This window comes from Sulfitobacter sp. CB2047, from assembly GCF_000735125.2.
Taxonomy (GTDB): domain Bacteria; phylum Pseudomonadota; class Alphaproteobacteria; order Rhodobacterales; family Rhodobacteraceae; genus Sulfitobacter; species Sulfitobacter pontiacus.
Genome location: NZ_CP072615.1, coordinates 43,609 through 68,625, shown reverse-complemented (window position 1 = coordinate 68,625; position 25,017 = coordinate 43,609). Strand labels below are relative to the sequence as shown.

Here is a 25,017-nt window from a genome sequence, read left to right as displayed (position 1 = left end):
CAGCTCACTGGGACCCTACCGCGGCGCAACTTAACGCCAACTGAACTTTGGGAGATCAGACCCAGGACGCGCTACGCCAGCGTGTTGCGCGTCGCTCCAAGGTTTGCAGCGCTCCGTATTCGAGCGCCAACATCAGAAACACAAAACTCAGCGCATAGGCGAGAACATAGCGCGTCTCGAACAGCTGGAAATAGAGGTGGATCTGAAACCCGATGCCATCGCTGCGGCCCAGAAACTCGACCACGAGCACAATTTTCCAAATAATCGCCAACCCGTTGCGCGTGCTGGCAGCAAAATAGGGCCAAAGCTGGGGTAGTGTCACATGGCGAAGGCGCTGTATGGGCCGCATCCGGAAGACACGTGCCATTTCGCCAAGTTTAGGGTCCAGGGCCTGCACCCCTTCGCGCAAGGTCACAGCCACCATCGCCATTTTATTGAGGGCGACAGCAGTAACCGCAGCAACCTCGTTCAGACCGATCCAGAGGTAGCACAAAACGATAACAACCAATGCGGGAATATTCAAAAGCACGATCAGCCATGGCCCGAACCAGCGGTTGAGATACGGATAGAACCCCAACAACAGCCCCGCCACCGTGCCAAAAACCATCGCAAGCGCGAAGGCCATGGCAACCCGCTTGAGCGTTGCCCAGATGTGCCGCTGCAACTCACCCGATCGGCCCTCGAGCAAGCCTACGCGCCAGACCTCGGCAGGGCCGGGAAGGACCGCACCATCACTTGTTACCCATGCCGCAAGGACCCAGATCAAATACAGCCCGAAAACTGATATCACCACGACCGGCAATGAGGGGTGAGGGTTGTGGTCAGGCATAGCAATTACCATGCACAAATCCCGCGCCAATCCCAAGGCGAAATAGCGAAGCCCTACCATAGTCGCATAGAGCATTTTTCCACCTGCTTCTAATCTCGATCAATGCAATGCCAGTGGACATTACACATCGTGCTTGGTGCGGTCACTTTATGGCTGGTGTCGTGCATTGCGCTGGCCGCCGAACCGCTGGATCGAGAGACGTTGGAGCCCTACATCGTTCCGCCGATGTCGCTGGGCGAGAGGATCAACGATGAAGGCGTGTGGCAGCTTCTGAACTCGGGCGGTGCCGAGGCAGGATTTGTGTTCGAGACTGAGCCGATGGCACCGCTGCCCGGCTTTTCCGGTGCGCCTATCAACGTGCTGGTGGTCCTTGACCTTGAAGCTCGTTTTCTCGACGTCAAACTGATCTCCCACAACGAGCCGATCTTTGTCTCAGGGCTGGGACAGGCACCGTTCCACAAGTTCTTCGAGCAATATCGTGGCCATTCGATTACCGAAAGTCTGGTGGTCGGGACGCCTTATGGCGCGGGAACTGACGGATCCGCGCTGGTCTATCTTGACGGCGTCACCAAAGCGACCGCCTCCGTGCGCATCGCCCATGAAAGCGTGCTGGCCGCGACGCTGAAGGTCGCACGCGAAAAGATGAGCGGCGTCTCGACAGGTCCGCCCGCCTATCCGGACCTTACCTATGATGAGCCATTGGACTGGGAGGATCTGGTCAGACAAGGACTGGTCACCCGTCACCGCGTGTCGAATGCGGAGATAAACGCTGAATTTGCAGGGACGATCTGGGCCGACGATGATCCGGAAGCAAGAGACAATCCCGACGGCACCTTCCTCGATCTTTGGGTTGTGGACATAGGCCCGCCCTCGATCGCCCGCGCGGTGCTGTCTCCCGGCAGCCTCGCTGAACTGAAGGGGTTTATGGGTATCTCCACCAGCGACGAACCCATTCTTGTAATCGAGACGGCACGGCACGGGTTGGTCACCGATGAATTCATCCGCAACACCTCACCCGATCTGATCAACGCGGAACAAGGCGGTTTTCCGATAGCCCTGCGAGATGCCGACATCTACATTGAGCTGAATGACGCCCTGCCCGACGAACTGCACGACGGTGCTGCCCTGATCCTGCGCACGGACAGGCGGCTGGGGTTCGATCCTACTGCGGAATGGACACTGCGGATCAAGGCGCTGCGCGAGCATGGCATGTTCAAACCCGAAATCGGTTCAGCCTCGGTAGACATCACCCACAGCACGGACGCGCGGTTTTTCAAACGTCTCGAAGCGGTCAAACCGACGCCTGCGTGGGTAGATGCGTTGCGCAACCGTGCGGCGGATCTGATTATCCTCGCCGTCTTTCTTGTCGGATTGATCGCACTGCTGGGCCTTAGCCTGAACCGCCTGGCCGGGCATAGATATTTCACACCGATCCGCCTCGGGATTCTGGCCTTTGTCATCGGGTTTGTCGGCTGGTGGGGGCAAGGGCAATTGTCGATCGTTACGCCGCTCGGGGTGATCCGTACGGTGGCCGAGGGCGGATCACTGGCGTTTTTACTCTACGATCCCTTCTCGCTTGTCATCTGGGCTGTCACGATCCTCGGGTTTGTGCTCTGGGGGCGAGGTCTGTTTTGCGGCTGGTTGTGTCCCTTCGGGGCGATGCAAGAGTTCGCCCACCACCTCGCAAGACTGTTGCGCATCCGCCAGATTGACGTGCCCGATGCGTGGGACGACCGCCTGAAATGGATCAAATACGCCGTCTTGTTCGCACTTGTGGCGATCATGTTCACCGCCCCTGCGCGATTGGACAAAGCCATCGAAGTCGAGCCGTTCAAGACCGCAGTGACCACGTTCTTTGTCCGCGAATGGTATTATGTGGCTTATGCGGTGGGGCTTTTGGTGCTGTCCATGGTGGTGTTCAAAGGGTTCTGCCGCTACATTTGCCCACTGGGCGCCGTCATGGCGATCGGCGGATTGATACGCACCCGCAAATGGATCGACAGGCGGGCGGAATGCGGATCGCCCTGCCAGTTGTGCCGCGTCAAATGCGCCTACGGAGCCATCAAGAAAACCGGCGAAATCCAGTATTCCGAATGTTTCCAATGCCTTGATTGCGTCACGATCCACGATGACCCAAAACAATGCGTGCCGCTGATCGTGGCGGCGCGGAACGGGCGCAGACTGCATAAGGTGGCCGCGCAATGAAACTGAATCGTCGGCGTTTCTTGTCTATCTCGGCCGCCTGCATGCTGGCGACGCCCGCGCGGGCGCAGATCCACCGCTGGCAGGGTCGTGCCCTGGGGGCGGAGGTTGACATAACCCTGCATGCCCCGGCAGAGATTGCCGAGCCCGCATTGGACCGCGCCCGTGGGTCTCTGGATGCCGTTATGGCGCAATTCGACCTGTTCGATCCGGCCTCCACAGTCTCGCGGTTGAACCGGACCGGGCACCTTGATGCGCCCGATGTGATGTTTCGCAGGTTGATGCAGGCCTGCACACAGGTTCACGCAGCAACCGGCGGGCTATTTGACCCCACCGTTCAGCCGCTGTGGCGCGCATTAGCCGAAGGGCAACCACCTGAGGCCGCGCGCGCGCTCATCGACTGGTCGCGTGTGCGCCATAGTGCTGCGTCGGTTACGTTGGGCGAAGGACAGGCGTTGACCTTTAACGGAATCGCCCAAGGGTTCGCGACAGATCTGGTGGCCGAGGCGCTGCGGGATGCGGGGCTCGAGCGCACGCTGGTCAATATCGGTGAATTTCGAGGCACCGGCGGGCCGTGGAGGCTGGGCATCAGTGACCCCGAAATCGGGATGATCGGCACGCGCACGCTCACCTCGTCGGCCATCGCCACCTCCAGCCCCAAGGCCGTTCCGCTGGGCGGTCAAGGGCATATCCTGCATGGGCACGCAAAACCGCGTTGGTCTACAGTCTCGGTCGAGGCGGCGACCGCAACCATGGCGGACGGGTTTTCCACAGCGCTGACAATGGCCCGCCTTGAGGATATCCGTGCGGCGGTGGGGACATTCGGGATCCGGCGGATCACGCTTGTTAGTGATCAAGGCGATGTCTCGAGGGTCGAGGCCCCTGCATAAAAAAGCCCCCGCATTATGCGGAGGCCTTCGTGTTGTTCAGGCATGCGAGCTTAGCGTGAGGCTGTAACGGCCCGTCCGGTCAGAACCTTGATCAGATGGGCGCGGTAGGCGCCATCGCCGTGCAGGTCGGTGATCATCCCGTCTGCGTCCACACTCAACCCGTCCAGCGCACCTGCGGAGAAATCCGCCGACAGCGCCTCCTCTGCTTCGGTCCACCGGAAAACGCCGCTCTCGGAAGCGCCGGTGACAGCGACCCGCACACCGTCGTCGTGCTTGGCCACAAACACACCCACCAGCGGGAACCGCGAGGCGGGCTGCTCGAACTTCTGGTAGTCCGCTTTTTGCGGCACGGGGAACGTCACCGCCGTCACAATCTCGTCCTCCTCCAACGCCGTTTCGAACATGCCCAGAAAGAAGTCGTCCGCCGCGATGTCGCGGGTGTTGGTGGTGATGGTCGCACCGGAGGCGAGGCACGCTGCCGGATAGCAGGCTGCGGGATCGTTGTTGGCCACCGATCCGCCTATCGTCCCGCGGTTGCGCACCGCAGGATCGCCGATCTTGGAGGCAAGATAGCCGAGTGCGGGATAGCTCTCAGCCAACTCTGTCGCGACCTGCCCGTGCGTCGTCGCACCGCCGATGCGGATCGTTGATCCTTCGCGCGATATTCCGATCATTTCCGCAATCGCGCTGAGGGAGACCAACTTGCTGGGGGCAGCGAGCCGTGCCTTGAGCGTGGGGATCAGGGTTTGCCCGCCGCCAAGAGGCTGGGCTTCATCCGTTTTCAGCGCGTTCACCGCTTCTGCAACTGTCGTTGGACGTTCTATGTCAAATGCATACATGGTTTGGGTCCCTTTACGCGTTGTTCATGGCTGACCACACACGGTGTGGAGTCAACGGCATGTCGATGTGTGTGACGTTCTTGCCGCCCGATTGAAGGGCGTCGATCACAGCGTTCACAACTGTGGGCGGGGATCCGATGGCACCGGCTTCACCGCAGCCTTTGGCCCCCAGCGGGTTGTGGGTGCAGGGTGTTCCCTGACTGTGATCAACGATATAGAAGGGCAGATCGTCCGCGCGCGGCATGGCATAGTCCATGTAGGACGCGCTCTCCAACTGGCCATCTTCGTTATAACGCGCCGCTTCCAGCAGCGCCTGGCCGATGCCCTGCCCCAGACCGCCATGCACTTGGCCGGTCACGATCATCGGGTTCATGACATTGCCGAAATCATCCACGGCTGTCATGCGGTCTACCCGCACCTTGCCCGTATCCGGATCAACCTCGACCTCACAGCAGTAAGCGCCTGACGGAAACGTGAAGTTGGCCGGATCATAGAAGGCTGTTTCCTCCAGCCCCGGCTCGATGTCTTCAATCGGGAAATTATGCGGGATGTAGGCCTTGAGGGCTACCTCGCCAAAGGAAACGCCCTTGTTCGTTCCCACGACCGAGAATTGACCGTCCTTGAGCTCGATATCGGTCTCGGCAGCTTCCAGCATATGTCCTGCGATCTTCTTGGCTTTGGCGATGATCTTTTCGGTGGCGCGGACAACGGCAGAGCCACACACCGCAAGGCTACGCGACCCGTAGGTGCCCATCCCGAAGGGGATCTTGGACGTATCGCCATGCACGATGTCGATGCTTTGGGCGTCGATGCCCAGCATATCGGCGACAATCTGCGGGAACACGGTTTCATGGCCCTGGCCGTGGCTGTGCGCGCCGACCATGACACTGAGGTTGCCCGTGGCGTTCACCCGCACGGTCGCCGCATCATAGAGACCCACACGGCTGCCCAGCACGCCGACAAGGTTGGAGGGCGCAATGCCGCAAGCCTCGACATAGGCGTTCACACCAAATCCGCGCAGCAGGCCTTTGGCCTCGGACGCCTTGCGGCGCTCAGCGAAACCCGCAACGTCCGCAACTTCCTCCATCTTGTCCATCAGGGCGTCGTAATTGCCGGAATCGTATTCCAGACCGGCCGCGGAGGCGAAAGGATACTGGTCCGGCTTGATGAAGTTTTTGCGCCGCAGGGCAATCGGGTCCATGCCCAACTCGCGTGCGCATTTGTCGATGACCCGCTCCAGAGAATAGGTCGCTTCGGGCCGACCGGCACCGCGGTAGGCGTCGACCGGCGCGGTGTTTGTAAACACCGCTTTGACGTTCACATAGACATTCGGCACCGTATAGTTGCCCGCCATCAACGTGCCGTGCAGAAAGGTCGGCGTGGCAGTGGCAAAGTTTGACAGGTAGGCACCGACGTTTGCATAGGTCTCGGTGCGGAAGGCCAGAAAGTTGCCTTCGGCATCTGTGGCCAGTTCAATTGTGGTCACATGGTCACGGCCATGGGCATCGGTCAGAAACGCTTCGGTCCTGTCGGACGTCCACTTGACCGTGCGACCCACGCGTTTCGCCGCCGCCAGCACCAGTGCCTCTTCGCCGTAGTGGTAAATCTTGGAGCCAAAGCCGCCGCCCACGTCAGGCGCGATTACCGTCAGCTTGTTTTCGGGAATACCCATCACGAAGGCCGAAATCAGCAACCGGGTCAGATGAGGATTTTGCGATGTGGTGTGCAGCGTATATTCATCGCTGCTCTCTTTGTAGCTTGCCATGGAGCAGCGCGGTTCCATCGCGTTGGGCACCAACCGGTTGTTGACCAGCTCGAGCGTGGTGACATGCGCCGCACCTTTGATCGCATCATCAGTGGCCCGTCGGTTGTCTTCGATCCAGCCCCAGTCGAAACACTGGTTCGTGCCAATCTCGTCATGTACGAAATTGTCCGATGTGAGCGCCGCCTTCACGTCCATGATGGCGGGCAGTTCCTCGATGTCGGCCTCGATGGCTTCTACCGCATCACGCGCCTGTTTTTCCGTCTCGGCAATGACCGCGGCATAGGCATCGCCCACATGACGGACCTTGCCGTGGGCCAGCACGGGACGCTTGGGCTCCTTCATCGGCTCGCCATCGCGGCTGTTGATAAGCCAGCCTGCGGGGTTGCCGCCAACATCGGCGAAATCGGCACCGGTAAAAACCGCCAGCACGCCGGGCATGCTTTCCGCAACGGATGTGTCGATTGATTTGATAACGCCGTTTGCCACGGTCGAGCGGGCGAAGACCGCCGCCGCCTGATCATGGGCGGGCGGGATATCATCGGTGTATTGTCCTTTTCCCTTGAGGAAACGAACGTCTTCGCGGCGGCGTGTCGATGCGCCAATTCCGGTGTCCTTCGGCATGAAACTTCTCCCTTAATCTTTTATTTTGTGTAGGCGTCGGCCTTTGTATTCCGGCCCGGGCTATTCTGCAGCGATGGCGCTGACATCCTGACCGGATGCGGCCATGATCGCCTTGACGATGTTGTGGTATCCCGTGCAACGGCAGATATTGCCTTGCAGATAGTGGCGCACTTCGGCCTCTGTCGGTTTCGGATTGTCCTTGAGAAGGTTGGCCGCCGTCATCACCATGCCCGGTGTGCAGAATCCGCACTGCAATCCGTGATGCTCCTGAAACGCGCTCTGGATCACGCTGAGCGATCCGTCCGAGCCTGCCATCCCTTCGATCGTCTTGATATCCGCACCATCGGCTTCGATTGCGAACATGGTGCAGGCTTTCACAGATTTTCCGTTCACATGAACCACGCATGCGCCGCACTGCGATGTATCGCACCCGACATGGGTGCCCGTCAGTCGCAGATCCTCACGCAGCATTGACACCAAAAGCGTCTGCCCCTCAACGTCGCGGGACACCTGCTTCCCGTTGACCGTCATTTCTACTTTCGTCATGTCGTTTCTCCCTTGGTGTACTCGTGTGACCCGCTCAGCTTTTTACCAGCTTGCGGAACCAGCCTTTTTTCTGTTCTGGCGCTGCCTCGGCAGTTGCGGCAACCTCTTGCGATGGTGTGCCGAGGGCATCCTGGAAATTGCTGAAAAACTGATCTGCCATTTTCTTGGCAAATCCATCGATGATGCGGCTGCCAAGCTGGGCCAGCTTGCCGCCCACCTTTGCCTCGACGTCGTAGTGCAGGATCGTCTGGTCGCCGTCGGCTTCCAGACGGACTTTCGCACCGCCCTTCGCAAAGCCGGCGGCACCGCCTTTGCCCTCGCCGGTGATGGTCAGGCTTTCAGGCTCGACCATCTCGCTCAGCTGGACAGCGCCCTTGAAGGTCGCCTTTACCGGCCCGACCTTTTGAACCACCACGGCTTCGAAACCGTTTTCGGGTGATCCGGTCATTTCCTGGCACCCGGGCACACAGGCTTGCAAAACCTCTGCGTTCAGCAAGGCGGCATAGACCGTCGCGCGGTCTGCGTCGATCGTCTTTGTATCACTAAGGTTCACGTCATAATCCCCACTTTGATTTTCTCTACGCTAGTCCAACGAGACGCAGCGGCATATTAGACCAACGGCGCATATCTCAGCGCAGAGGGGGCTGGAAACTCAACCCGTAGCTGTCGAATATTGCTGCGATCCGTCCATCCTCGAGCGCTGCATAGATCGCGTCATCCACGGCATAAGACAGTGGCCGAAAACGGAAGTTGACCCCGACACCCAAAGTCCACTTGCTGACGGCAAAGCCTGCCAGCGGGGGCTGGTGTACGTCCGTCGCCTCGGTCAGCCCGTATTCCAACTGCCCCAGCGGGCCCATGGCCGCCTTCGTCTCGCCGCCGTTCAGCGCGGTCATTGCGGCCTGCATATCGGGATATCTCGTAATATTCGCCGCCAACTGCCCGCCTGCAAATGACGTCAGGTAGAAATCCGATATTGAATCGTTTTCAACCGCAACCGTATCGAACCGGAAATAGGCCGGTACGGGCTTTTCGTCCGGATACTCGGATTTGACATAGGCGATGGCGATGGATTCGGTGGAATACTGGCCCGTGAACACCACCTGCTCGACCCGGCACTTGAACGCTGAATCGTAAGGCACCCGCATCATCACATTGGAGACACGCCCACCGATGACAGCACCCTTCCAGACGTTGTTGCGCAGATCCGCTTCGAGGTTCTCGTCCGACGACACAAAATTGAATTGTGCCTTAACGCCGATTTCTTCGGCAATCAGGCGGGCAATGTCGACATCGACCCCCCTTGGCTTGCCCGCCTCCTCCCAGCTGTAGGGTGGGTAGTTTTCGTAGACCGCAAACAGCATGAATCCACGCTCCACGATCTGATCAAGGTCCTGCCCCACCTCGTCGCGGCCGGCATTCTGCGGTTTGGGTTGCGGCACATAATCGGCACAAGGATCGGCAGCGTGGGCCTGCCCCGCAAAGGACAGGCCCGCAAGCGCCAGCGAAAGAGCGACTGTCAGGGCGCGCATGCTAGTTCGCCGCCGACAATCCGATTGTAAGCGTCTCTGCCGCAGTTTTGTATGCAGCAGGCGTACCGTCGATCTGAGCCGCCGCACGCAGGGCAATGGAGTCTGCAACTGGCGCGCCGGACAGCGTATCAATCCCCTCGCCGATCTCGGTCAGCCGGGCCTGTAATGCTTCCGCATCCGCGCCCTCTGCATTGTTAGCGTATTCTGCCATCTGGTCACGCAAAGCTTTCAGCTCGTCTGACACCGCATCCATTGCATCGCTGTCGGGGCGCGTTTCGATGTATGTTCGGATCGCCCAGGCGGCGTCCTGTCCCAGCTGCTCTTCGAAAGCGGGCATTTTGGTAATGCCGTTCTGCGTCATGCCCGAGCGGAACCGTTCCGCATACCATTCGTCGCCGTATTCTTCGGCTTCGAGATACCGCAGATCGGGTGCAAGGCCCCCCGATACGCCCTCGATCCCGTGACAGCGCGCACAGTTCTGGTTGTATCCCGAGGCACCGACCTCGACAGCTTCTTTCCAGACATCGACACCGGCCGTGTCCGCGCGGTAGGGATTGACGGTCAACCATTCCTCGCCCGTTGACGGCAGGCTGCCCGTATCCACCGGCGAGATTCCGATAGGCGGACCCGCCGCGAATGCGGTGGTGACAGCGCCTGCCAGAATAATTGTCGGCAGGGCTGTTTTTGCGAACAGACGAAGTTTCATATCACTCTCCCAAGTCAGGTTGTGTTTTTCCACCTGTCTAAGGATTGCCAAACGGTGGCGATATTAGACTTTGGTTGGGTACACCCTTCGGCAGGTATTCTACGAAGGTCTCATTAGACAGTTCCGGCGCGCGCGGTACGTTTGATAAAAGCGGGAGGCGGATATGATCTTGAGACTTGCGATTGCGGTAACCCTCGGCCTTACCCGAATGGCGCAGGCCGATGTCGCTGTGACAGTGGCCTATCTGCACGTCGAGCAGCCCTTGCCCCCTACCCTGTCCAACCTTGATCCACTCCCGGACGATCTTGGCCTTGCGGGCGTGCGGACAGGGATCGCGGACAATGCGACGACCGGCAGGTTCCTTGGCCAGACATACGCGCTGATCGACGGGCATGTGGCGGAAGGGGAGGATCCGCTGGCCGCTGCAAAGATCTTGCTACAGGACACGAAATTTCTGATCCTGAATGCCGCCCCGGAGATCATCCTCCAGATCGCCGATCTGCCAGAGGCGCGCGATGCGCTGCTGTTCAACATATCATCGGGCAATGTGGCGCTGCGTGATGACGCCTGCCGCGCCAACCTGCTGCATGCCCTCCCGTCCGTCGCAATGCGCACCGATGCACTGGCGCAGGTACTGGTGCAAAAACGCTGGACGGACCTTGCGATGATCGTCGGCGGGCATCCGCAGGATGAGGCCTATGCCGCGGCAATGCGCGCCTCGCTCGTCAAATTCGGGCTAAAGCCCGGGCCCGAAAAGCAATGGCTTTTTGATGCGGACATGCGGCGCAATGCAGCGCAAGAAGTGCCCCTGTTTACGCAAGAACTGGGCGATTATGACGCGCTGATCGTTGCGGACGAATTGCATGATTTCGGGCGCTACGTTCTCTACAACACTTGGGCTGCACGGCCTGTTGTCGGCTCTGAAGGGCTGTCGGCAGTGACATGGGACCGCGTGATCGAGCAATGGGGCGCCGCACAGCTGCAAAGCCGCTTCGAGGAGGAAAGCTTGCGCCCGATGGCATCCGAGGATTACGCAGGCTGGGCCGCCGCGCGCACCGTAGGCGAAGCCGTGACGCGCGCGAACACCGGCGTTGTCGGCGCTGTGCGCGCCTATATCCTGTCAGATGATTTCGAGTTGGCGGGCTTCAAGGGCCGCCCGTTGACCTACCGCACCTGGAACGGTCAGCTGCGCCAGCCCATCGCCATCGTGCACCCCCGCGCGCTGGTGGAGCAGGCACCTCTCGAAGGATTTCTGCACCGCGTCAATGAACTCGATACCCTCGGGCTGGATCAGCCCGAAAGCAAATGTGAGGCTTTCCAATGAACGAACCCCTGACAAAACTGCTGCCCCTGATTGTGCCTCTGGCGCTCGCCGCGCCTGTCACCGCCGGCGAAATCTGGGTCACCAACGAAAAGGACGACACCGTCAGTGTGATCGACACCGACACACTGGAAGTCATCCAGACCTATCCCACAGGCGAACGCCCGCGCGGCATTACCTTTTCAAAGGACTTCACCCGCCTCTACATCTGCGCGTCCGACAGTGATTCAGTCCAGGTGATGGACCCGAACACCGGCGAGATCCTGCGCGATCTGCCCTCGGGGGAAGACCCCGAACAATTCGTGCTGCACCCCGATGACATCCACCTCTATATCGCCAACGAAGACGACGCGATCACCACGGTCGTCAACACGCAAACCGGCGAGGTTGTGGCCCAGATCGACGTAGGCGTTGAACCCGAAGGCATGGCCGTATCGCCGGATGGAAAGATTGCCATCACCACGTCCGAGACCACGAACATGGCGCATTGGATCAACACCGAAACCAACGAGCTGTTTGCCAACACGCTGGTCGACAGCCGCCCGCGCCACGCCGAATTTGCCAAACAGGGCACCGAAATGTGGGTCAGCTCTGAAATCGGCGGCACGCTCACGGTGTTTGATACAGCGACGCAAACCGAAAAGGGAAAGATCGAGTTCGAGGTGCAGGGCGTGCATCCCGACCGCGTACAGCCCGTCGGCTTCGAGTTTACGCCCGATTACGGCACCGTATTTGTGGCCCTAGGGCCGTCCAATCACATCGCAGCGGTCAACGCCGAAACCTACGAGGTCGAAGAATACATCCTCGTCGGGCGCCGCGTCTGGCACATGGAGTTCAACGAGGACCATTCGCAGTTGTTCACCACCAACGGTGTTTCAGGTGACGTGACCGTCATCGACGTGGCATCGCGCAAGGCCGTCAAGACAATCAAGGTCGGACGCTTTCCATGGGGTGCCGCCTTTCGTCCATAACGACACGACAACCGGAGAATACATATGTTGAAAACACTGCTGAAACCCACGCTGATTGCCTGCCTTGCACTGTCCTCACCGGCATTTGGGGACGATCACGACAGCGGCTTTGGTGCCGCGGGCGTGCTGTCGGGCAAGAATAAGGAAGACCTGCCGCCCCTGACACTGTCCTCGGGCATGCCCATTTCGGAGGGTCCATGGGTGCTGAAATCCGGCACCTATTACGAGTTCGAGATCATCGGCGATGGCTCGCAGGAGCTGGCGTTGACGGGGCCGGAGTTCTTTCGGTCGATCTGGATCGACGAGATTGTCGTTGAGGGGCTTGAGATCAGACCCCTTGGCCTCGACAGTGTTGAGTTCGACGAAGCGGGCGAAATGGAGATCGGGTTCTTGGCGATCAAGCCGGGACGCTATTATATGAAAGTACCCGGCAGCACGGGTGAAACCCAGCGGATTGAAATCACCATCGAATGACAGGATTATCCATCAGCGGCCTGAGCTATCGCTACGGGTCAAAGGTCGCGTTGGACGACGTCTCGTTCGAGGTCTCGTCAGGACAGTTTTGCGCCCTGCTGGGCCCCAACGGGGCGGGAAAATCGACATTGTTCAATCTGCTGACGCGGTTGATCGTGTCACGGCAGGGCCGCATCACGATTGCGGGTGAGACCCTGTCGGACCATCCACGCCGCGCGCTGTCGCATCTGGGCATCGTGTTCCAGCAGACAACGCTGGATCTGGATCTGACAGTGCGCCAGAACCTGCGCTATTTTGCGGCGTTGCAGGGTATGTCGGGCCGCAGGGCAGAGACCGCCATTGATGCGGCACTTGACCGTTTGGACATGCGCGCCCGCGCCGGTGAAAAAGCGCGCACGCTGAACGGCGGTCACAAACGCCGGACCGAAATCGCCCGCGCCCTTCTGCACAGCCCTTCGGTGCTTTTGCTGGACGAACCAACCGTCGGCTTGGATGCTGCGGCACGCCATGCAATCACGGCCCATGTACACGACCTGGCGGCAGAGGGCACCTGTGTGCTCTGGGCGACCCATCTGGCCGATGAAGTGCGCCCCGACGACCGCCTTGTGATCCTGCACCGAGGGAAAATTCTGGCCGATGGCACCGCCGGCGACATCAGTGCAGAGATGCCTCTTTCCGACCGTTTTCTAAAGCTGACAGGGGCGGCTGCATGAATGCCTATATGACATCGCTTTACGCCATTTCGCTGCGCGAAGCGTTGCGTTTCGTGCACCAGCGCGAGCGTTTTGTCGCCGCACTCGTGCGGCCGCTCGTCTGGCTGCTGGTCTTTGCCGCAGGCTTTCGCGCGGCGTTGGGCATCAGCATTATCGCGCCCTATCAGACCTACATCACCTACGAGACATATATCGTACCGGGTCTGTGCGGCATGATCTTGTTGTTCAATGGCATGCAATCTTCGCTCAGCCTTGTGTATGACCGCGAGATGGGCTCGATGAAGCTGTTGCTGACCAGCCCCCTGCCCCGCTGGTGGTTGCTGTTTTGCAAACTTGTCGGCTCCACTCTGATCTCGATCTTGCAGGCATACGCGTTTCTGGCCATCGCGGCGGCCTTTGGTGTGTCGGCCCCCGTGGCGGGGTACCTCGCAGTTTTCCCTGCGTTCTTGATTGTCGGCCTGATGCTTGGCGCGCTTGGGCTGGTTTTGTCGAGCTTTGTCAAACAGCTCGAGAATTTCGCAGGTGTGATGAACTTCGTCATCTTCCCGATGTTCTTTTTGTCCTCCGCACTCTATCCGCTATGGAAAATGGCCGAAAGCTCTGAACTTCTCTATGCAATCTGCGCTTTCAACCCGTTCACACACGGGATCGAACTGATCCGTTTCGCGCTTTACGGCCAGTTCAACGGAGAGGCGCTGTTGTGGACGCTGCTGGCCGCCGGTGTTTTTGTCGCCGGTGCCGTCTGGGGATACGATCCGGCACGTGGCATGGTCGGGCGCAAGCGGTGAGGCGGCTGTCAGAGGACCAGACGGGCCGGTGATCCGGCCAACCGGATCGTACGGCTCGCCATCTTCTCGGCTTCGTCAACGACGTGGGTCACAAAGATGCTGGCCACCTGATGCGCCTCGCGCAGCCTTATGAAAAGCAAAATCATTTCATCGGCCAGCGCAGGGTCCAGCGATACGAACGGCTCGTCCAGCAGCAAGAGCGTCGGCTTGACCGCAAACGCCCGCGCCAGAGACAAGCGGCGCTGCTGGCCCAGTGAAAGCTGCGCCGGAAAATCGCTGCCGCGCCCGGCCAGCCCGACTTCCGTCAAGGCATCCTCGGCAGTCTTGGCATCAACACCGGTCGGGATCGTGATATTGTCGCGCAGGCAGCGCCAGGGCAGCAAGGTGGGCTCCTGAAACACCATCGCGATTTTTCCGTGCACCCGCCTGTCGCCTTCGAACCCCGTCTCGATCCCCGCGATGATCCGCAACAGCGACGTCTTTCCAATCCCCGAAGGCCCGACTAGCGCCAGCGTTTCCGCAGGGCTCAGGGTGATCTTGATGCTGCCCAGGATTGCCGTGTCGTTCTTCGCGAATGACCGCAGATCAAGATCCACCACAGGGGCATGTGACGCCTGCATGTCAGGGCACCTGTTTGTAGAAAACGCCTTGCGGGAGGGTCGTGGCATCCCCCAGCAACTCGGTACCGCCCAGATCGGCCATCAATGCCAGCATGCGCGCCGCGGCCTGCTCGTCAACCGGAGCAGCTGGTGGGATTCCTGCGCGAAATCCATCCCTGAGGGCTAGGAATTGTGCATCTGACCGTGCGCTCATTAAGGGCCGCAGACGGTCCCATACAGCATCATTCGACAGCATGATATCTTTCGCCGCACGCGACGCCGCGGCAAGGCCTGCAACAAGGCCCGGTTTGGCGCGCAGCAATTCACCCCTCACGACATATCCCAGCAGCGGTGTTTGCGGATCAAGGTCCAGCGCGCGGGCGGCATCGTCTATGTCGATCAGTTTGCGCATGCCACGCGCCTGCATCTTGGCATTGAAATGCCAATAATTGATCGCACCGTCCACACCGCCATCAACTGCTGTCTTGAAGATCAGCGGGGGCGCACCAAAGACTTGTTCGGTTTCGGCCTTCAGATCCATGCCGTATTCCTGAGCCGCATAGGCCCGCAGCACCAGCCAGCTTTTATCCAGCGGACCGCCTGCGATACCGATTTTGCGGCCCCGCAGATCGGCAAGCGTCTGCGCCGCGCTTTCTTCCTGTACCATCAATGCACCGACTGCGCGTGAATAGGGGAGAAACACGAAATCCTTGCCCGCCGCCCGCTGCCGCGCAACCCACAGCCAGTCGCTCACCATCGCGTCGGCAGCACCCCCCTGAAACGCCACCATCGCCGCTGCTCCGCCCGCGACGCCCTGAACCTCGAGTGTGAAACCGTTGGCGGTATCGAGGCCGTGGTGACGGATTGTATCAAGCTCCCAGTTTACCGTTCCAACCGGTAGAACGGCGATGCGCAAGACGGGCAGTTCAGCGCGTACCGGCGTTACCCCGAACGCAGCAGCCATGGAAAGAAAGAGAGCCGTAATGAAGTTTCGCAAGGGGTGTCCTTTGATCTGGAGGGCTGTCCGTTCGACTGCCAGACTAGCCCCCTCGCACCCGCGTCAGCACTGCGACTTTGGTCTTGGGCGAGACGCCCTTGGAGATACGACCATTGTTCAATAGCCGCTTTGCCTTTTTGTGCAGATAGTCGAGCTATGCCGGATTGCGCCGTTCATTCATAAGGTGTGGCCGGACCAGATAATTCTTGGGAGGAATACCGAATGAACAGATTTATTTTGGCGCTGACGGCTTCGATGATGACGGCAACCCTGGCGGTCGCTGACGTCACAGAGGCCGATCTTGCGAATGATACGGCATCCACGGGTGACGTGTTGACAAACGGCATGGGGCGTCACCTGCAACGCCACTCTCCGCTGACAACTCTGAACAAGGACAACGTCAAGAACCTTGTGCCGGCCTGGGCGTTCTCTCTCGGCGGTGAAAAGCAGCGCGGCCAGGAAACGCAGCCCATCGTGCATGACGGCGTGATGTACATCACCGGCTCCTATTCGCGGATGTATGCAATCGACATCAAGACAGGCAAAGAGCTGTGGCAGTATGACGCCCGCCTGCCCGAAGGTATCCTGCCGTGTTGCGACGTCGTGAACCGGGGTGCCGCCATCTTTGGCGACAAGGTTTACTTCGGCACGCTCGATGCGCGCATCGTTGCATTGAACAAGGACACCGGCGATGTGGTCTGGAACAAGCAGATCGCCGATTACAAGGCGGGGTACAGCTACACTGCCGCCCCGCTGATCCTGAACGGCATGATCATCACCGGCAACTCTGGCGGTGAGTTCGGCGTGGTCGGCCGTGTCCAAGCCCGTGATACCGAGACCGGCGAACTGATCTGGGATCGTCCGGTGATCGAGGGTCACATGGGGATGCTGAACGGCGAAGAAAGCACGATGACCGGCACGTTGAACGCGACATGGCCGGGCGATATGTGGAAAACCGGCGGCGGGGCTACCTGGCTCGGTGGATCGTATGACGCGGACACGGATACGCTGGTGTTCGGCGCGGGAAACCCTGCCCCCTGGAACAGCCACCTGCGCAATGCGGGCCAGCCGACAGAAGGCAACTCCGGTGACAACCTCTATGCCGCGTCACGCATCGGTATCGACCCGGCCACGGGCGAGATCAAGTGGCACTTCCAGACGACGCCCCGCGAAGGCTGGGACTATGACGGGGTGAACGAAGTCGTCGCCTATGAAGACCGCGCAGGCAACAAACGGTGGGCTACCGCCGACCGCAACGGCTACTTCTATGTTCTCAACCGCGAGGACGGCGCATTTGTGAGTGCCGCACCTTTCGTCAAGGACATCACATGGGCCAGCGGCATCGATGATACCGGTCGTCCGATCTTCGTCGAAGAGAATCGCCCCGGCGACCCGGCTGCGTCGGCCGATGGCAACAAGGGGGAAGTCGTGTTCTCGTCGCCTTCCTTCCTCGGCGGCAAAAACTGGATGCCTATGGCACACTCGCCCGTAACTGGCCTGTTTTATGTGCCCTCCAACGAATGGGGCATGGACGTCTGGAACGAGCCGATCACCTACAAGAAAGGTGCGGCCTACCTTGGTTCGGGCTTCACGATCAAGCCGAACTACGAGGACCACATCGGCAGCCTCAAGGCGATGGACCCCGACACCGGCGAGATCAAGTGGGAGTACAAGAACGACGCGCCCCTTTGGGCCGGTGTGATGACCACTGCCGGTGGACTGGTGTTCACAGGCACGCCCGAGGGTGAATTCATCGCCTTCGATGACGAAACCGGCGACAAGCTTTGGTCGTTCCAGACCGGTTCCGGCATCGTCGGCCAGCCCATCACCTGGGAACAGGACGGTGAACAGTTTGTGACCGTAATCTCCGGATGGGGTGGTGCGGTGCCACTCTGGGGCGGCGAAGTGGCCCAGAAGGTGAGCTACCTCAACCAGGGCGGCCTGCTGTGGACCTTCCGTCTGCCTGCACAGCTTGCTTCCAACAACTAAGAAATCTCCCTGTAACCTTGTGCGCCCCTCTCGTAGGGGCGCATTTTTTTGGCACGGGCGACTAGGACTTTTTGACAAGAGACTTTTGGATTGTTGTGCCCTAGCGTAGGGCCATGACACCTCATCAATCGCCAATATCAAAACATTTATTGCAAGACATCGCACCCTGGGCGCTCATCGTCGATGACCATCCTCTGTTTTGCGATGCGCTTGATCTGACCCTGCGGTCGGTGGCAGAGTTCGTGGAAGTTCGCACAGCAGATTGCCTTCAATCGGCACTCAAGACGCTCGACACCTTCAAAGCGCCGCACCTCATCCTGCTCGATTTGAACCTACCCGATGTCAGCGGCCTTGACGGATTGATGCAGCTGCGCCGGAAGTCCGAAGAGTCGAAAATCATCGTAGTCTCTTCGATGACCGATAACACAATCATCAACGCCGCAATCACATCCGGTGCAGCGGGTTTTGTGCCCAAACACAGCCGCCGGTCGGTGTTCAAGGATGCCATCGACCAGATCAGGGAAGGCAAGATTTTCACGCCGCCCGGTTTTGTCAAAGGCAGCGAGGGGTCTGCCAAGGATGACACGCTGCGAAGATTGTCGTCCCTGACCAACCAGCAAGCCCGTATCCTGAACCTCATCTGCGAGGGTAAGCTCAACAAGCAGATCGCATTCGACCTGACGATTGCGGAAACAACTGTAAAGGCGCATGTGACCGCGATCATGCGCAAACTCGGCGTTCAAAGCCGCACCCAGGCGGTGCTGGTTGCACATGAAGCGAATTTTTCCGAAGTCTTGCCAAACCGGGAATAGCACCTCTATCGTGACCGGAACGGGGTGATCAGAATGACCGAAAAGATCCAGAGCAACGGGCGGGACGTGCATGTATTATCTCAGGCCCAGGTCTCGGTAAAATGCGACGATCCGGTCGCGCATCTGCGCGAAAAGCTGGGGGACGCTCCCTTGGCCCTGCTCACGGTCTTTGTGACCCCGAATGTCGATTTTGCTGCTGTCTCAGAGAGACTCAACGCAGTATTTCCCACAACTGATATTGTAGCCTGTACCACCGCCGGAGAAATCGGCGCGGGAGGCTATGAGGAGGGAACGATCCTCGGACTTGGCTACCCCGCCGCACATTTTGACAGCATTTCGATCCTCGTCGAAGACCTTGACGGTCGCGAGACCCAAAGCGCGGTTGACCGCATTGCGCAGGACCGGGTTGCCTTGCGCGATAGAAACCCCAAAAAACTGAATGGGTTTGCCTTTCTCGTGGTGGACGGCCTTTCCCTGCGCGAGGATACCCTGACGGCTGCGATCTCGCCTGCGCTGCGGGACATGCCGCTGTTTGGCGGATCGGCGGGAGACGGCACCAGATTCAAACAGACGTTCGTGTCATTTAATGGACGGGTGCGCCAAAACGCTGCCGTTCTGACGATGATCCAGACAGATCATAAAACGCAGGTCTTCAGCATTGATCACCTTGTCCCCACGGATATTCAGATGGTCGTCACCGACGCCGATCCCGACAGGCGCATCGTGAAATCCATCAACGCAGAGCCGGCCGCGCGCGAATATGCGCGATTGGTCGGTACGAACCCTGACCAGCTCGACCAGTTCACTTTCGCCTCCCATCCGGTCGTCGTGCGTATCGGCGGTGCCCATCATGTCCGCGCGATCCAGCAGGTCACGCCAAAAGGCGAGTTGGTGTTCTTCTCTGCCATAGACGAAGGCATGGTGCTGACTGTGGCAGAGCCGCGGGACATGGCCGAACATCTGGACGAGAAGCTGACCGAGCTGTCCAGAATGGGCACGCTGACGGACATCGTAGGATGTGACTGCATTCTGCGCCGCATTGAAGCCGAGCAAAAACAGAGCACCCGCCAGGTGTCGGACGTACTGACCCGTCACAAGGTCATCGGCTTTTCAACCTATGGCGAACAAATCGGGCCGCTTCACGTCAACCACACCATGTCCGGTCTGGCGATCTATGCCGAAACCCATGGCGGCGAGGCCTGACACCCATGTCATTGATCAACCCACTCGACAGCATCGAGCGCCAGAATGAAAAGCTGCTGCTGATTTCCAAAGTTCTCATGCGCCGCGTGGAGCAAAAAAACGAACAGTCCGGTCTTGCCTATGCCCAGTTCGAACGGGCCGCCCTGCTTGAGATGCAGGTCAAGGAACGGACCATTGATCTGGAGCGCACACTCGATCTGTTGCAGGAATCCAATGCACAGCTTGAAGAGGCCAACCGCGAGACCGAAACCGCCCGCACCAATCTGGGTGAGGCTATTGAGACGATCAACGAAGGTTTTGCGCTGTTTGATTCCAACGACCTACTCGTCCTGTTCAACAGCCGTTTTTGCCGCGATATGAAAGACGTGGAGATGCGATTGGTCGAAGGGTTGCCTTTCAACGACTACGTCGACCTGGTTTCGCGAAGCAGCTCCCTCGCACTGCCGCCTGATGTGACACCCGCCCAGTGGGCCAATCGGCGCACCGAGCGGCACCGCGACAACCATGTGGTGTTCAATGTCAGTCTGAAACATGACCGCTGGATACAGGTCAGCGAACACCGCACAGCCCGTCGCGGCACCGTTATCCTGCAGACGGACGTCACCGAAATTATCCGGCTGGAACGAAAAGAACAGGACCGGATGCGCGACCGCCAGGCGCAGATCCTTCAAGCCACGCTTGACCATCTCAATCAGGGAGTTTGCATTTTTGATCATGCAAAAAATCTTGTGGGCTGGAACAAGAAGATGAATCAGCTGCTGGATCTGCCCCCTCAGGAAGCAGCATTGGGGAGAAATTTTGTCATTCTCCTCGAACAGCTTGAAAAACAGCTCATCTTCTCCGACCAGTTCGACGTCGACATGCTGGTGCGATGGGCCAACCACAATGAAGGGCGGTCCCCGATTGCTTTTGAAGTCACGCGCAACGGCCGCCAGACCTTTAGCGTTTTTGGTCAGGAAATGCCGGACCGTGGCTTTGTGATGAGTTTTACCGACGTCACTGCCGAGCGGTCTGCGGCGAAATCATTGGCCGAAATGAACGAAGTGCTGGAACAGCGCGTGCAGGACCGCACGAATGAGTTGGGGATCGCCTTGTCGGAAGCGGAGCGCGCCAATGCGTCAAAATCCCGATTTGTCGCTGCTGCAAGCCATGACCTGTTGCAACCGCTTTCTGCTGCAAAACTGTTTGTGGCTTCGGTGTCGGACCGGTTGACGCAGCCAGACCTACTCAATGTGATCGGCAAGGCCGAAACAGCCTTGATCAGCGTCGAGAAGATCATCGAAGCTTTGCTGGACATCTCCAAACTGGACGCGACCAGCCCCACTTTCGACATCCAGCCGGTGCGGCTGGACGCCATCCTTGGCCCTCTCAGCGACGAGTTGACGCCCGTAGCACGGGACAAGGGGCTGGATCTCACCATCGTGAGCTGCGGCCTGACCGTGCGCAGTGATCCCGGCTATTTGCGGCGCATCGCACAGAACCTCATTTCCAACGCGATCCGGTACACGCAGAGTGGCAAGGTTCTTGTGGGCGTGCGGCGCAGCGGGGCCACGGCCCGTATGGAGATCTGGGATACGGGCTTTGGCATTGCAGAGGCTGATCAGAAACTGATCTTTCAGGAGTTCAAGCGTCTGGATATGGCGAACTCTGCGGCCGGTCTGGGTCTGGGTCTGGCCATTGTCGAACGGGCTTGCAAGTCCCTGAACCACCCGCTGCATCTCTGCTCCATTCCGGACAAGGGTAGCTGTTTTACGGTAGAGCTGAAGATCCTCTGCAGTGACAAAGCCCAAAAAACGACCGTAAGACCAATGAGCGACAGCCCCAAGTTACCGAAGCTCGGTCAGATTATATTGCTTGTGGAGAATGACGGGGATCTTGCCAACGCAATATCCCTCATGATCGAAGGCTGGGGCGCCCATGTCATTCACGCGCTCAACGGTGAGGAGGCAATTGCCATCCTCAGGGACATCGATCTTGTCCCCGATGTACTATTGCTCGATTGCCAGTTGGGCGATGGCATGTCGGGGCCCGAGCTGCACCAACGGATCATTCAGCAATACGGGCCAATCCCGACGCGTATGATCTCTGCCGACCGCAGTAGCGCGCTTGCGCAACAGTGTGCCTCGATGGGGTTGAACCTGATGCCCAAACCCATCGACCGTCTCAGGCTGTTCGACTTTCTCCGCAGTGTCTCGTGAGGTTACGGGCTTTTGCGGTAAACCAGTTCGGCGGTGTCATCCGTTGAAAACCCTTGCGCCAGTTCCTGCATGCGTGAATGCAACGGCGATTTGATGCAGGTCGGGTCCGTGGCCGCCGGATCGCCCGCAATCGCCATCGCCTGACACCTGCACCCCCCAAAGTCCAGCTTGCGCCGATCGCAGGATTTACACGGCTCCTGCATCCAGTCCTCGCCGCGATAGGCGTTGAAGGCGCCGCCGTGATACCAGATGTCCGACAGCGGCTTGTCCGCCACGTTGTCGAAGACGAGGTTGGGGATCGTCTGCGCAGCGTGACAGGGCAACACCAGCCCGTCAGGCGTTACGTTCAGACCCGAGAGCCCCCATCCGCCCATACACCGTTTGGGATAATCGCCGTGGTAATCCGCCGGCACATAGTCGATGACCAGCTGACCTTTGAGCCGCTTGCGCGCTTCAGCGACCACGCGGCTGGCCTCGTCTGCCTGCGCGCGTGTCGGCATCATCGCGCTGCGGTTCAGCATCGCCCAGCCGTGGAATTGCACAATCGCAACTTCGATCCGCCGCGCTTTCATTTCAACGGCCATCTCGATCGCCTCCGGCAATTGGTGCAGGTTCTGGCGATGCACCACAGCGTTGAGCGTCAGCGGAAAACCTGCCTCGACGATCCACGCCGCTGCCTGCATCTTGCGTTTGAACCCGCCGTTGTACCCGCCGATCCGGTCGGCCATATCTGCATCCGTGCCTTGCAAGGACAGCTGCACATGATCAAGCCCTGCTGCGTCCAGTTCGGCAAGTCGCCGCTGCGTGAGGCCGATGGCCGAGGTGATGAGGTTGGTGTACAGCCCGGCATCCCGCGCGCCCGCCACCAGATCAACCAGATCCCGCCGCGAAGCAGGCTCGCCTCCCGACAGATGCAGTTGCAACACGCCAAGGCCTGCGGCCTGACGAAAGACGTCGACCCAGAGTTCCGTCGAAATCTCCTTCTCCCGTGCCGCCATTTCGACGGGATTGGAGCAATAGGGGCACGACAGGGGGCAGCGATAGGTCAGCTCCGCCAGCATGGCGATGGGTGCGGGCGCGGTCATGGTTTAATCTCCAGTATCCGGCGGTCCATCAGGCCCACCACATACCCGGACACATCCTCCGAGATTTGCGCAACAGGTGCGGCATAAAGCGCTGCGAGCGTCTCGATAATCTGGGACATGGTTTTCTCACCGTCGATCTGCTGCAAAATGGCAAGTCCGATGGCATCAAGGTCGATGACCCGCTCGGGTGCCAGCAAGACAGTTTTGCCGCGTACCGTATCATCATGCATCCGCACGCCGCGCGGTATCCGTGGTACTGCCTGACCGTCGAGCGCCGTCATGATGCGGGGGTCAAAACGTATGAACCGGGCACCCAGGCCCCCGGCGGAATACGCGCAGGCGTGACATAGGCCGCATGTAACGCATCGAGCTGCGCCCAAAGCACATCGGTCTTGAATTCAAGCGCAGCCGCCGCCGCGTCCTGTTTCTCGGCAGTATCGGCGTGCTCCAGAACCCATCCCAACCCGAAGGCCACATCCTTGGGCGCCTGTGTCAGCCGGTTGCGGAAATAGGACAGGCTCGTGTCGTCGGCAAAGGCGTAATTCGCCATCAGTCCTTCGATCCGCGCGGCGTGAATTTTTGGCGCAAACAGCTCGGTCAGCGACGCGGCGACCGCTTCAAGCAGCGTCTTGTCTCGGACAAAGCGCACGTAGGCATCCACCGCAAAGCGCGTAGCCGGTAACACCCCGCGGGCACTGGCAACATAGTCGCGGTCTAGCCCAACAGCATCTGCAAGATGCAACCAGCGGGCAATGCCGCCCTCGACCTCGTCAGTGCCGTCGTGGTCCTCAATGCGTGACCGCCACGCGCGGCGCAGCGCGGGATCATCGACACGGCTCATGAAAGCGGCATCTTTCATCGGGATACTGGCCTGATAGTAGAACCTGTTGATCACCCATGCGCGGACCTGATCGGGCGTGCAACCGCCGCCATGCAGCAAGTCGTGAAACGGATGCTTGTCGTGATACCGCTCGGCCCCGATCCGGCGCAGGCGGGCTTCGAATTCGGCGGGTGTGGCCGTCATATCTCCAACTCCATCCCGTCCTGCGCAATGATCCATCCGGCGGCTTCGACCGCTTTGCGCTCTTCTGACATAGGCCGGAACACTGGATTGGTATTGTTCATATGGACAAAAACTTTCTTCGCAATCTTGATATCTTCGAAGGCAGCGATGGAACCGTCGGGGCCGGACATGGACATATGCCCCATCCGCCGCCCGGTTTTCTGGCTCAGTCCTGCGCGCACCATCTCGTCGTCCTGCCAAAGTGTCCCGTCAAAGAAAACCGCATCCGCCCCGTCCAGCCGCGCCGCAAGCGTATCGCGCATTGCCGCACAGCCGGGAATGTAGAATGCGTTTTTGTCCCCTGCCCGCAAATGTACCCCGACCGTCTGCTCACCCTCCAGGTCGGTTTGGACTTCCGCACCTTCCAGATAGAGCGGCATCTTGCCCGGCACCGGAAACAGCTGCGCCGTCAGACCCGGTGCAATTTCGACCTCGCATCCCAGCTCAATCGAAACGCGTTTGACGAAGTCCGGATGGAGGGCATTAAAAATCGGATTTTCGGCGAGCACGCGATGAATTTCAGGTGTGGCGAAAAGCGTAAAAGCCTGTTGCTCGCGCAGGGTCAACAACCCTGCAATGTGGTCGATATCGCCATTGGTGAGCAGGACAGACCGCAAGGGGGATTTGCGCAGGTCACTCGGATGCAGAGGCGGGGCTTTGAGCATCTGGTCCCGAATATCGGGCGACGCATTCAAAACCGCCCACTCGGTGCCATTGGCGCTGAGGGCGAGCGAAGACTGGGTTTGCGCGGGTATCGTTCCTGCACGCGCCAGATTGCAATTCTCGCACCCGCAGTTCCACTGTGGCAAACCACCACCGGCAGCCGACCCAAGAACATGCGCGCGAAACGTCAATGCAACTCTCCGCGCGCAGA

Annotated in this window: 24 protein-coding genes; 11 read left to right on the top strand and 13 right to left on the bottom strand. The window is 59.5% G+C overall.

Annotation, left to right across the window (positions count from 1 at the left end):
* Nucleotides 1–55 precede the first annotated feature (55 nt).
* Nucleotides 56–829, bottom strand: coding sequence for an ABC transporter permease (locus tag IV89_RS17330; protein ID WP_037941696.1), 774 nt, complete (start codon nt 827–829; stop codon nt 56–58).
* Between the two features lie 102 nt (nt 830–931).
* Between IV89_RS17330 and IV89_RS17325 the strand changes: the two genes are divergently transcribed.
* Both IV89_RS17325 and IV89_RS17320 read left to right on the top strand, forming a co-directional pair.
* Nucleotides 932–3,034: a 4Fe-4S binding protein gene (locus IV89_RS17325; protein WP_037941695.1), complete on the top strand. Its 2,103-nt coding sequence runs from the start codon at nt 932–934 to the stop codon at nt 3,032–3,034.
* Nucleotides 3,031–3,921 carry an FAD:protein FMN transferase gene (locus IV89_RS17320; protein WP_037941692.1) on the top strand — a complete coding sequence of 297 codons (891 nt, stop codon included), beginning with the start codon at nt 3,031–3,033 and terminating at the stop codon, nt 3,919–3,921. Before IV89_RS17325 ends, IV89_RS17320 begins: the two co-directional genes overlap by 4 nt.
* 50 nt (nt 3,922–3,971) lie before the next feature.
* Here IV89_RS17320 and IV89_RS17315 read toward each other — a convergent pair whose 3' ends face one another.
* The 6 genes from IV89_RS17315 to pedF form a co-directional block, all read right to left on the bottom strand.
* Nucleotides 3,972–4,760, bottom strand: coding sequence for a xanthine dehydrogenase family protein subunit M (locus IV89_RS17315; protein ID WP_037941691.1), 789 nt, complete (start codon nt 4,758–4,760; stop codon nt 3,972–3,974).
* A gap of 13 nt (nt 4,761–4,773) precedes the next feature.
* Nucleotides 4,774–7,146 carry a xanthine dehydrogenase family protein molybdopterin-binding subunit gene (locus tag IV89_RS17310; protein WP_037941689.1) on the bottom strand — a complete coding sequence of 791 codons (2,373 nt, stop codon included), beginning with the start codon at nt 7,144–7,146 and terminating at the stop codon, nt 4,774–4,776.
* Between the two features lie 60 nt (nt 7,147–7,206).
* Nucleotides 7,207–7,692 (bottom strand): (2Fe-2S)-binding protein, encoded by a 486-nt coding sequence (locus IV89_RS17305; protein ID WP_037941687.1) that lies wholly within the window; start codon nt 7,690–7,692, stop codon nt 7,207–7,209.
* A gap of 34 nt (nt 7,693–7,726) precedes the next feature.
* Nucleotides 7,727–8,245 (bottom strand): carbon monoxide dehydrogenase subunit G, encoded by a 519-nt coding sequence (locus tag IV89_RS17300; RefSeq protein WP_037941685.1) that lies wholly within the window; start codon nt 8,243–8,245, stop codon nt 7,727–7,729.
* Between the two features lie 76 nt (nt 8,246–8,321).
* Entirely contained in the window at nt 8,322–9,224 is a 903-nt protein-coding gene (locus IV89_RS17295; RefSeq protein WP_037941683.1) for a transporter substrate-binding domain-containing protein, read from the bottom strand.
* Between the two features lies 1 nt (nt 9,225).
* Nucleotides 9,226–9,930, bottom strand: a complete 705-nt coding sequence (pedF, locus tag IV89_RS17290; protein ID WP_037941681.1) for a cytochrome c-550 PedF — start codon at nt 9,928–9,930, stop codon at nt 9,226–9,228.
* Nucleotides 9,931–10,093: 163 nt separating this feature from the next.
* Here pedF and IV89_RS17285 point away from each other — a divergent pair, with 163 nt between their 5' ends.
* Genes IV89_RS17285 through IV89_RS17265 form a run of 5 tightly spaced genes read left to right on the top strand, consistent with a single transcriptional unit; the run spans nt 10,094 to nt 14,197 of the window.
* Nucleotides 10,094–11,254 carry an ABC transporter substrate-binding protein gene (locus IV89_RS17285; protein ID WP_037941679.1) on the top strand — a complete coding sequence of 387 codons (1,161 nt, stop codon included), beginning with the start codon at nt 10,094–10,096 and terminating at the stop codon, nt 11,252–11,254.
* Nucleotides 11,251–12,222: a YVTN family beta-propeller repeat protein gene (locus IV89_RS17280; RefSeq protein WP_051843814.1), complete on the top strand. Its 972-nt coding sequence runs from the start codon at nt 11,251–11,253 to the stop codon at nt 12,220–12,222. Before IV89_RS17285 ends, IV89_RS17280 begins: the two co-directional genes overlap by 4 nt.
* A gap of 24 nt (nt 12,223–12,246) precedes the next feature.
* A complete protein-coding gene (locus IV89_RS17275; RefSeq protein ID WP_037941677.1) occupies nt 12,247–12,696 on the top strand; it encodes a hypothetical protein in 450 nt (149 codons plus the stop codon).
* Nucleotides 12,693–13,409, top strand: a complete 717-nt coding sequence (locus IV89_RS17270) for an ABC transporter ATP-binding protein (RefSeq protein WP_037941676.1) — start codon at nt 12,693–12,695, stop codon at nt 13,407–13,409. Before IV89_RS17275 ends, IV89_RS17270 begins: the two co-directional genes overlap by 4 nt.
* A complete protein-coding gene (locus tag IV89_RS17265; protein WP_037941675.1) occupies nt 13,406–14,197 on the top strand; it encodes an ABC transporter permease in 792 nt (263 codons plus the stop codon). The genes IV89_RS17270 and IV89_RS17265 overlap by 4 nt, the downstream gene beginning before the upstream one ends.
* An 8-nt stretch (nt 14,198–14,205) precedes the next feature.
* On the opposite strand, the gene IV89_RS17260 is transcribed toward IV89_RS17265, so the two are convergent.
* Entirely contained in the window at nt 14,206–14,817 is a 612-nt protein-coding gene (locus tag IV89_RS17260) for an ATP-binding cassette domain-containing protein (RefSeq protein WP_093733168.1), read from the bottom strand.
* Nucleotide 14,818: 1 nt separating this feature from the next.
* Nucleotides 14,819–15,760 (bottom strand): ABC transporter substrate-binding protein, encoded by a 942-nt coding sequence (locus IV89_RS17255; protein ID WP_051843826.1) that lies wholly within the window; start codon nt 15,758–15,760, stop codon nt 14,819–14,821.
* Nucleotides 15,761–16,015: 255 nt separating this feature from the next.
* On the opposite strand from IV89_RS17255, the gene IV89_RS17250 reads away from it, so the two are divergent.
* The 4 genes from IV89_RS17250 (at nt 16,016) to IV89_RS17235 (ending at nt 21,995) form a co-directional block, all read left to right on the top strand.
* The gene (locus IV89_RS17250; protein WP_037941673.1) at nt 16,016–17,782 is read left to right on the top strand and encodes a PQQ-dependent methanol/ethanol family dehydrogenase; all 1,767 of its coding nucleotides are present in this window, start codon (nt 16,016–16,018) and stop codon (nt 17,780–17,782) included.
* Nucleotides 17,783–17,895: 113 nt separating this feature from the next.
* Entirely contained in the window at nt 17,896–18,594 is a 699-nt protein-coding gene (locus IV89_RS17245) for a response regulator transcription factor (RefSeq protein ID WP_037941672.1), read from the top strand.
* Nucleotides 18,595–18,627: 33 nt separating this feature from the next.
* On the top strand, nt 18,628–19,797 hold the full coding sequence (locus IV89_RS17240) for an FIST N-terminal domain-containing protein (RefSeq protein ID WP_037941671.1): 1,170 nt from the start codon (nt 18,628–18,630) through the stop codon (nt 19,795–19,797).
* A 5-nt stretch (nt 19,798–19,802) separates the two neighbouring features.
* Complete coding sequence (locus tag IV89_RS17235; RefSeq protein WP_037941670.1) at nt 19,803–21,995, top strand: PAS-domain containing protein; 2,193 nt, start codon at nt 19,803–19,805, stop codon at nt 21,993–21,995.
* A gap of 2 nt (nt 21,996–21,997) precedes the next feature.
* On the opposite strand, the gene pqqE is transcribed toward IV89_RS17235, so the two are convergent.
* The 4 genes from pqqE to pqqB are packed head-to-tail and all read right to left on the bottom strand — an operon-like array spanning nt 21,998 to nt 24,997.
* A complete protein-coding gene (pqqE, locus tag IV89_RS17230) occupies nt 21,998–23,080 on the bottom strand; it encodes a pyrroloquinoline quinone biosynthesis protein PqqE (RefSeq protein ID WP_037941669.1) in 1,083 nt (360 codons plus the stop codon).
* Entirely contained in the window at nt 23,077–23,361 is a 285-nt protein-coding gene (pqqD, locus tag IV89_RS17225; RefSeq protein WP_037941668.1) for a pyrroloquinoline quinone biosynthesis peptide chaperone PqqD, read from the bottom strand. The genes pqqE and pqqD overlap by 4 nt, the downstream gene beginning before the upstream one ends.
* Nucleotides 23,358–24,104, bottom strand: coding sequence for a pyrroloquinoline-quinone synthase PqqC (gene pqqC, locus IV89_RS17220; RefSeq protein WP_037941667.1), 747 nt, complete (start codon nt 24,102–24,104; stop codon nt 23,358–23,360). The genes pqqD and pqqC overlap by 4 nt, the downstream gene beginning before the upstream one ends.
* Nucleotides 24,101–24,997 (bottom strand): pyrroloquinoline quinone biosynthesis protein PqqB, encoded by an 897-nt coding sequence (gene pqqB, locus IV89_RS17215; protein ID WP_037941666.1) that lies wholly within the window; start codon nt 24,995–24,997, stop codon nt 24,101–24,103. The genes pqqC and pqqB overlap by 4 nt, the downstream gene beginning before the upstream one ends.
* Nucleotides 24,998–25,017: the final 20 nt, after the last annotated feature.

Bases quoted from the DNA above. Each gene is read 5' to 3' on its own strand.
- IV89_RS17330 (WP_037941696.1), bottom strand. From the start codon at position 829: ATGCCTGACCACAACCCTCACCCCTCATTGCCGGTCGTGGTGATATCA.
- IV89_RS17325 (WP_037941695.1), top strand. From the start codon at position 932: ATGCAATGCCAGTGGACATTACACATCGTGCTTGGTGCGGTCACTTTA.
- IV89_RS17320 (WP_037941692.1), top strand. From the start codon at position 3,031: ATGAAACTGAATCGTCGGCGTTTCTTGTCTATCTCGGCCGCCTGCATG.
- IV89_RS17315 (WP_037941691.1), bottom strand. From the start codon at position 4,760: ATGTATGCATTTGACATAGAACGTCCAACGACAGTTGCAGAAGCGGTG.
- IV89_RS17310 (WP_037941689.1), bottom strand. From the start codon at position 7,146: ATGCCGAAGGACACCGGAATTGGCGCATCGACACGCCGCCGCGAAGAC.
- IV89_RS17305 (WP_037941687.1), bottom strand. From the start codon at position 7,692: ATGACGAAAGTAGAAATGACGGTCAACGGGAAGCAGGTGTCCCGCGAC.
- IV89_RS17295 (WP_037941683.1), bottom strand. From the start codon at position 9,224: ATGCGCGCCCTGACAGTCGCTCTTTCGCTGGCGCTTGCGGGCCTGTCC.
- pedF (WP_037941681.1), bottom strand. From the start codon at position 9,930: ATGAAACTTCGTCTGTTCGCAAAAACAGCCCTGCCGACAATTATTCTG.
- IV89_RS17285 (WP_037941679.1), top strand. From the start codon at position 10,094: ATGATCTTGAGACTTGCGATTGCGGTAACCCTCGGCCTTACCCGAATG.
- IV89_RS17280 (WP_051843814.1), top strand. From the start codon at position 11,251: ATGAACGAACCCCTGACAAAACTGCTGCCCCTGATTGTGCCTCTGGCG.
- IV89_RS17275 (WP_037941677.1), top strand. From the start codon at position 12,247: ATGTTGAAAACACTGCTGAAACCCACGCTGATTGCCTGCCTTGCACTG.
- IV89_RS17270 (WP_037941676.1), top strand. From the start codon at position 12,693: ATGACAGGATTATCCATCAGCGGCCTGAGCTATCGCTACGGGTCAAAG.
- IV89_RS17265 (WP_037941675.1), top strand. From the start codon at position 13,406: ATGAATGCCTATATGACATCGCTTTACGCCATTTCGCTGCGCGAAGCG.
- IV89_RS17260 (WP_093733168.1), bottom strand. From the start codon at position 14,817: ATGCAGGCGTCACATGCCCCTGTGGTGGATCTTGATCTGCGGTCATTC.
- IV89_RS17255 (WP_051843826.1), bottom strand. From the start codon at position 15,760: ATGGCTGCTGCGTTCGGGGTAACGCCGGTACGCGCTGAACTGCCCGTC.
- IV89_RS17250 (WP_037941673.1), top strand. From the start codon at position 16,016: ATGAACAGATTTATTTTGGCGCTGACGGCTTCGATGATGACGGCAACC.
- IV89_RS17245 (WP_037941672.1), top strand. From the start codon at position 17,896: ATGACACCTCATCAATCGCCAATATCAAAACATTTATTGCAAGACATC.
- IV89_RS17240 (WP_037941671.1), top strand. From the start codon at position 18,628: ATGACCGAAAAGATCCAGAGCAACGGGCGGGACGTGCATGTATTATCT.
- IV89_RS17235 (WP_037941670.1), top strand. From the start codon at position 19,803: ATGTCATTGATCAACCCACTCGACAGCATCGAGCGCCAGAATGAAAAG.
- pqqE (WP_037941669.1), bottom strand. From the start codon at position 23,080: ATGACCGCGCCCGCACCCATCGCCATGCTGGCGGAGCTGACCTATCGC.
- pqqD (WP_037941668.1), bottom strand. From the start codon at position 23,361: ATGACGGCGCTCGACGGTCAGGCAGTACCACGGATACCGCGCGGCGTG.
- pqqC (WP_037941667.1), bottom strand. From the start codon at position 24,104: ATGACGGCCACACCCGCCGAATTCGAAGCCCGCCTGCGCCGGATCGGG.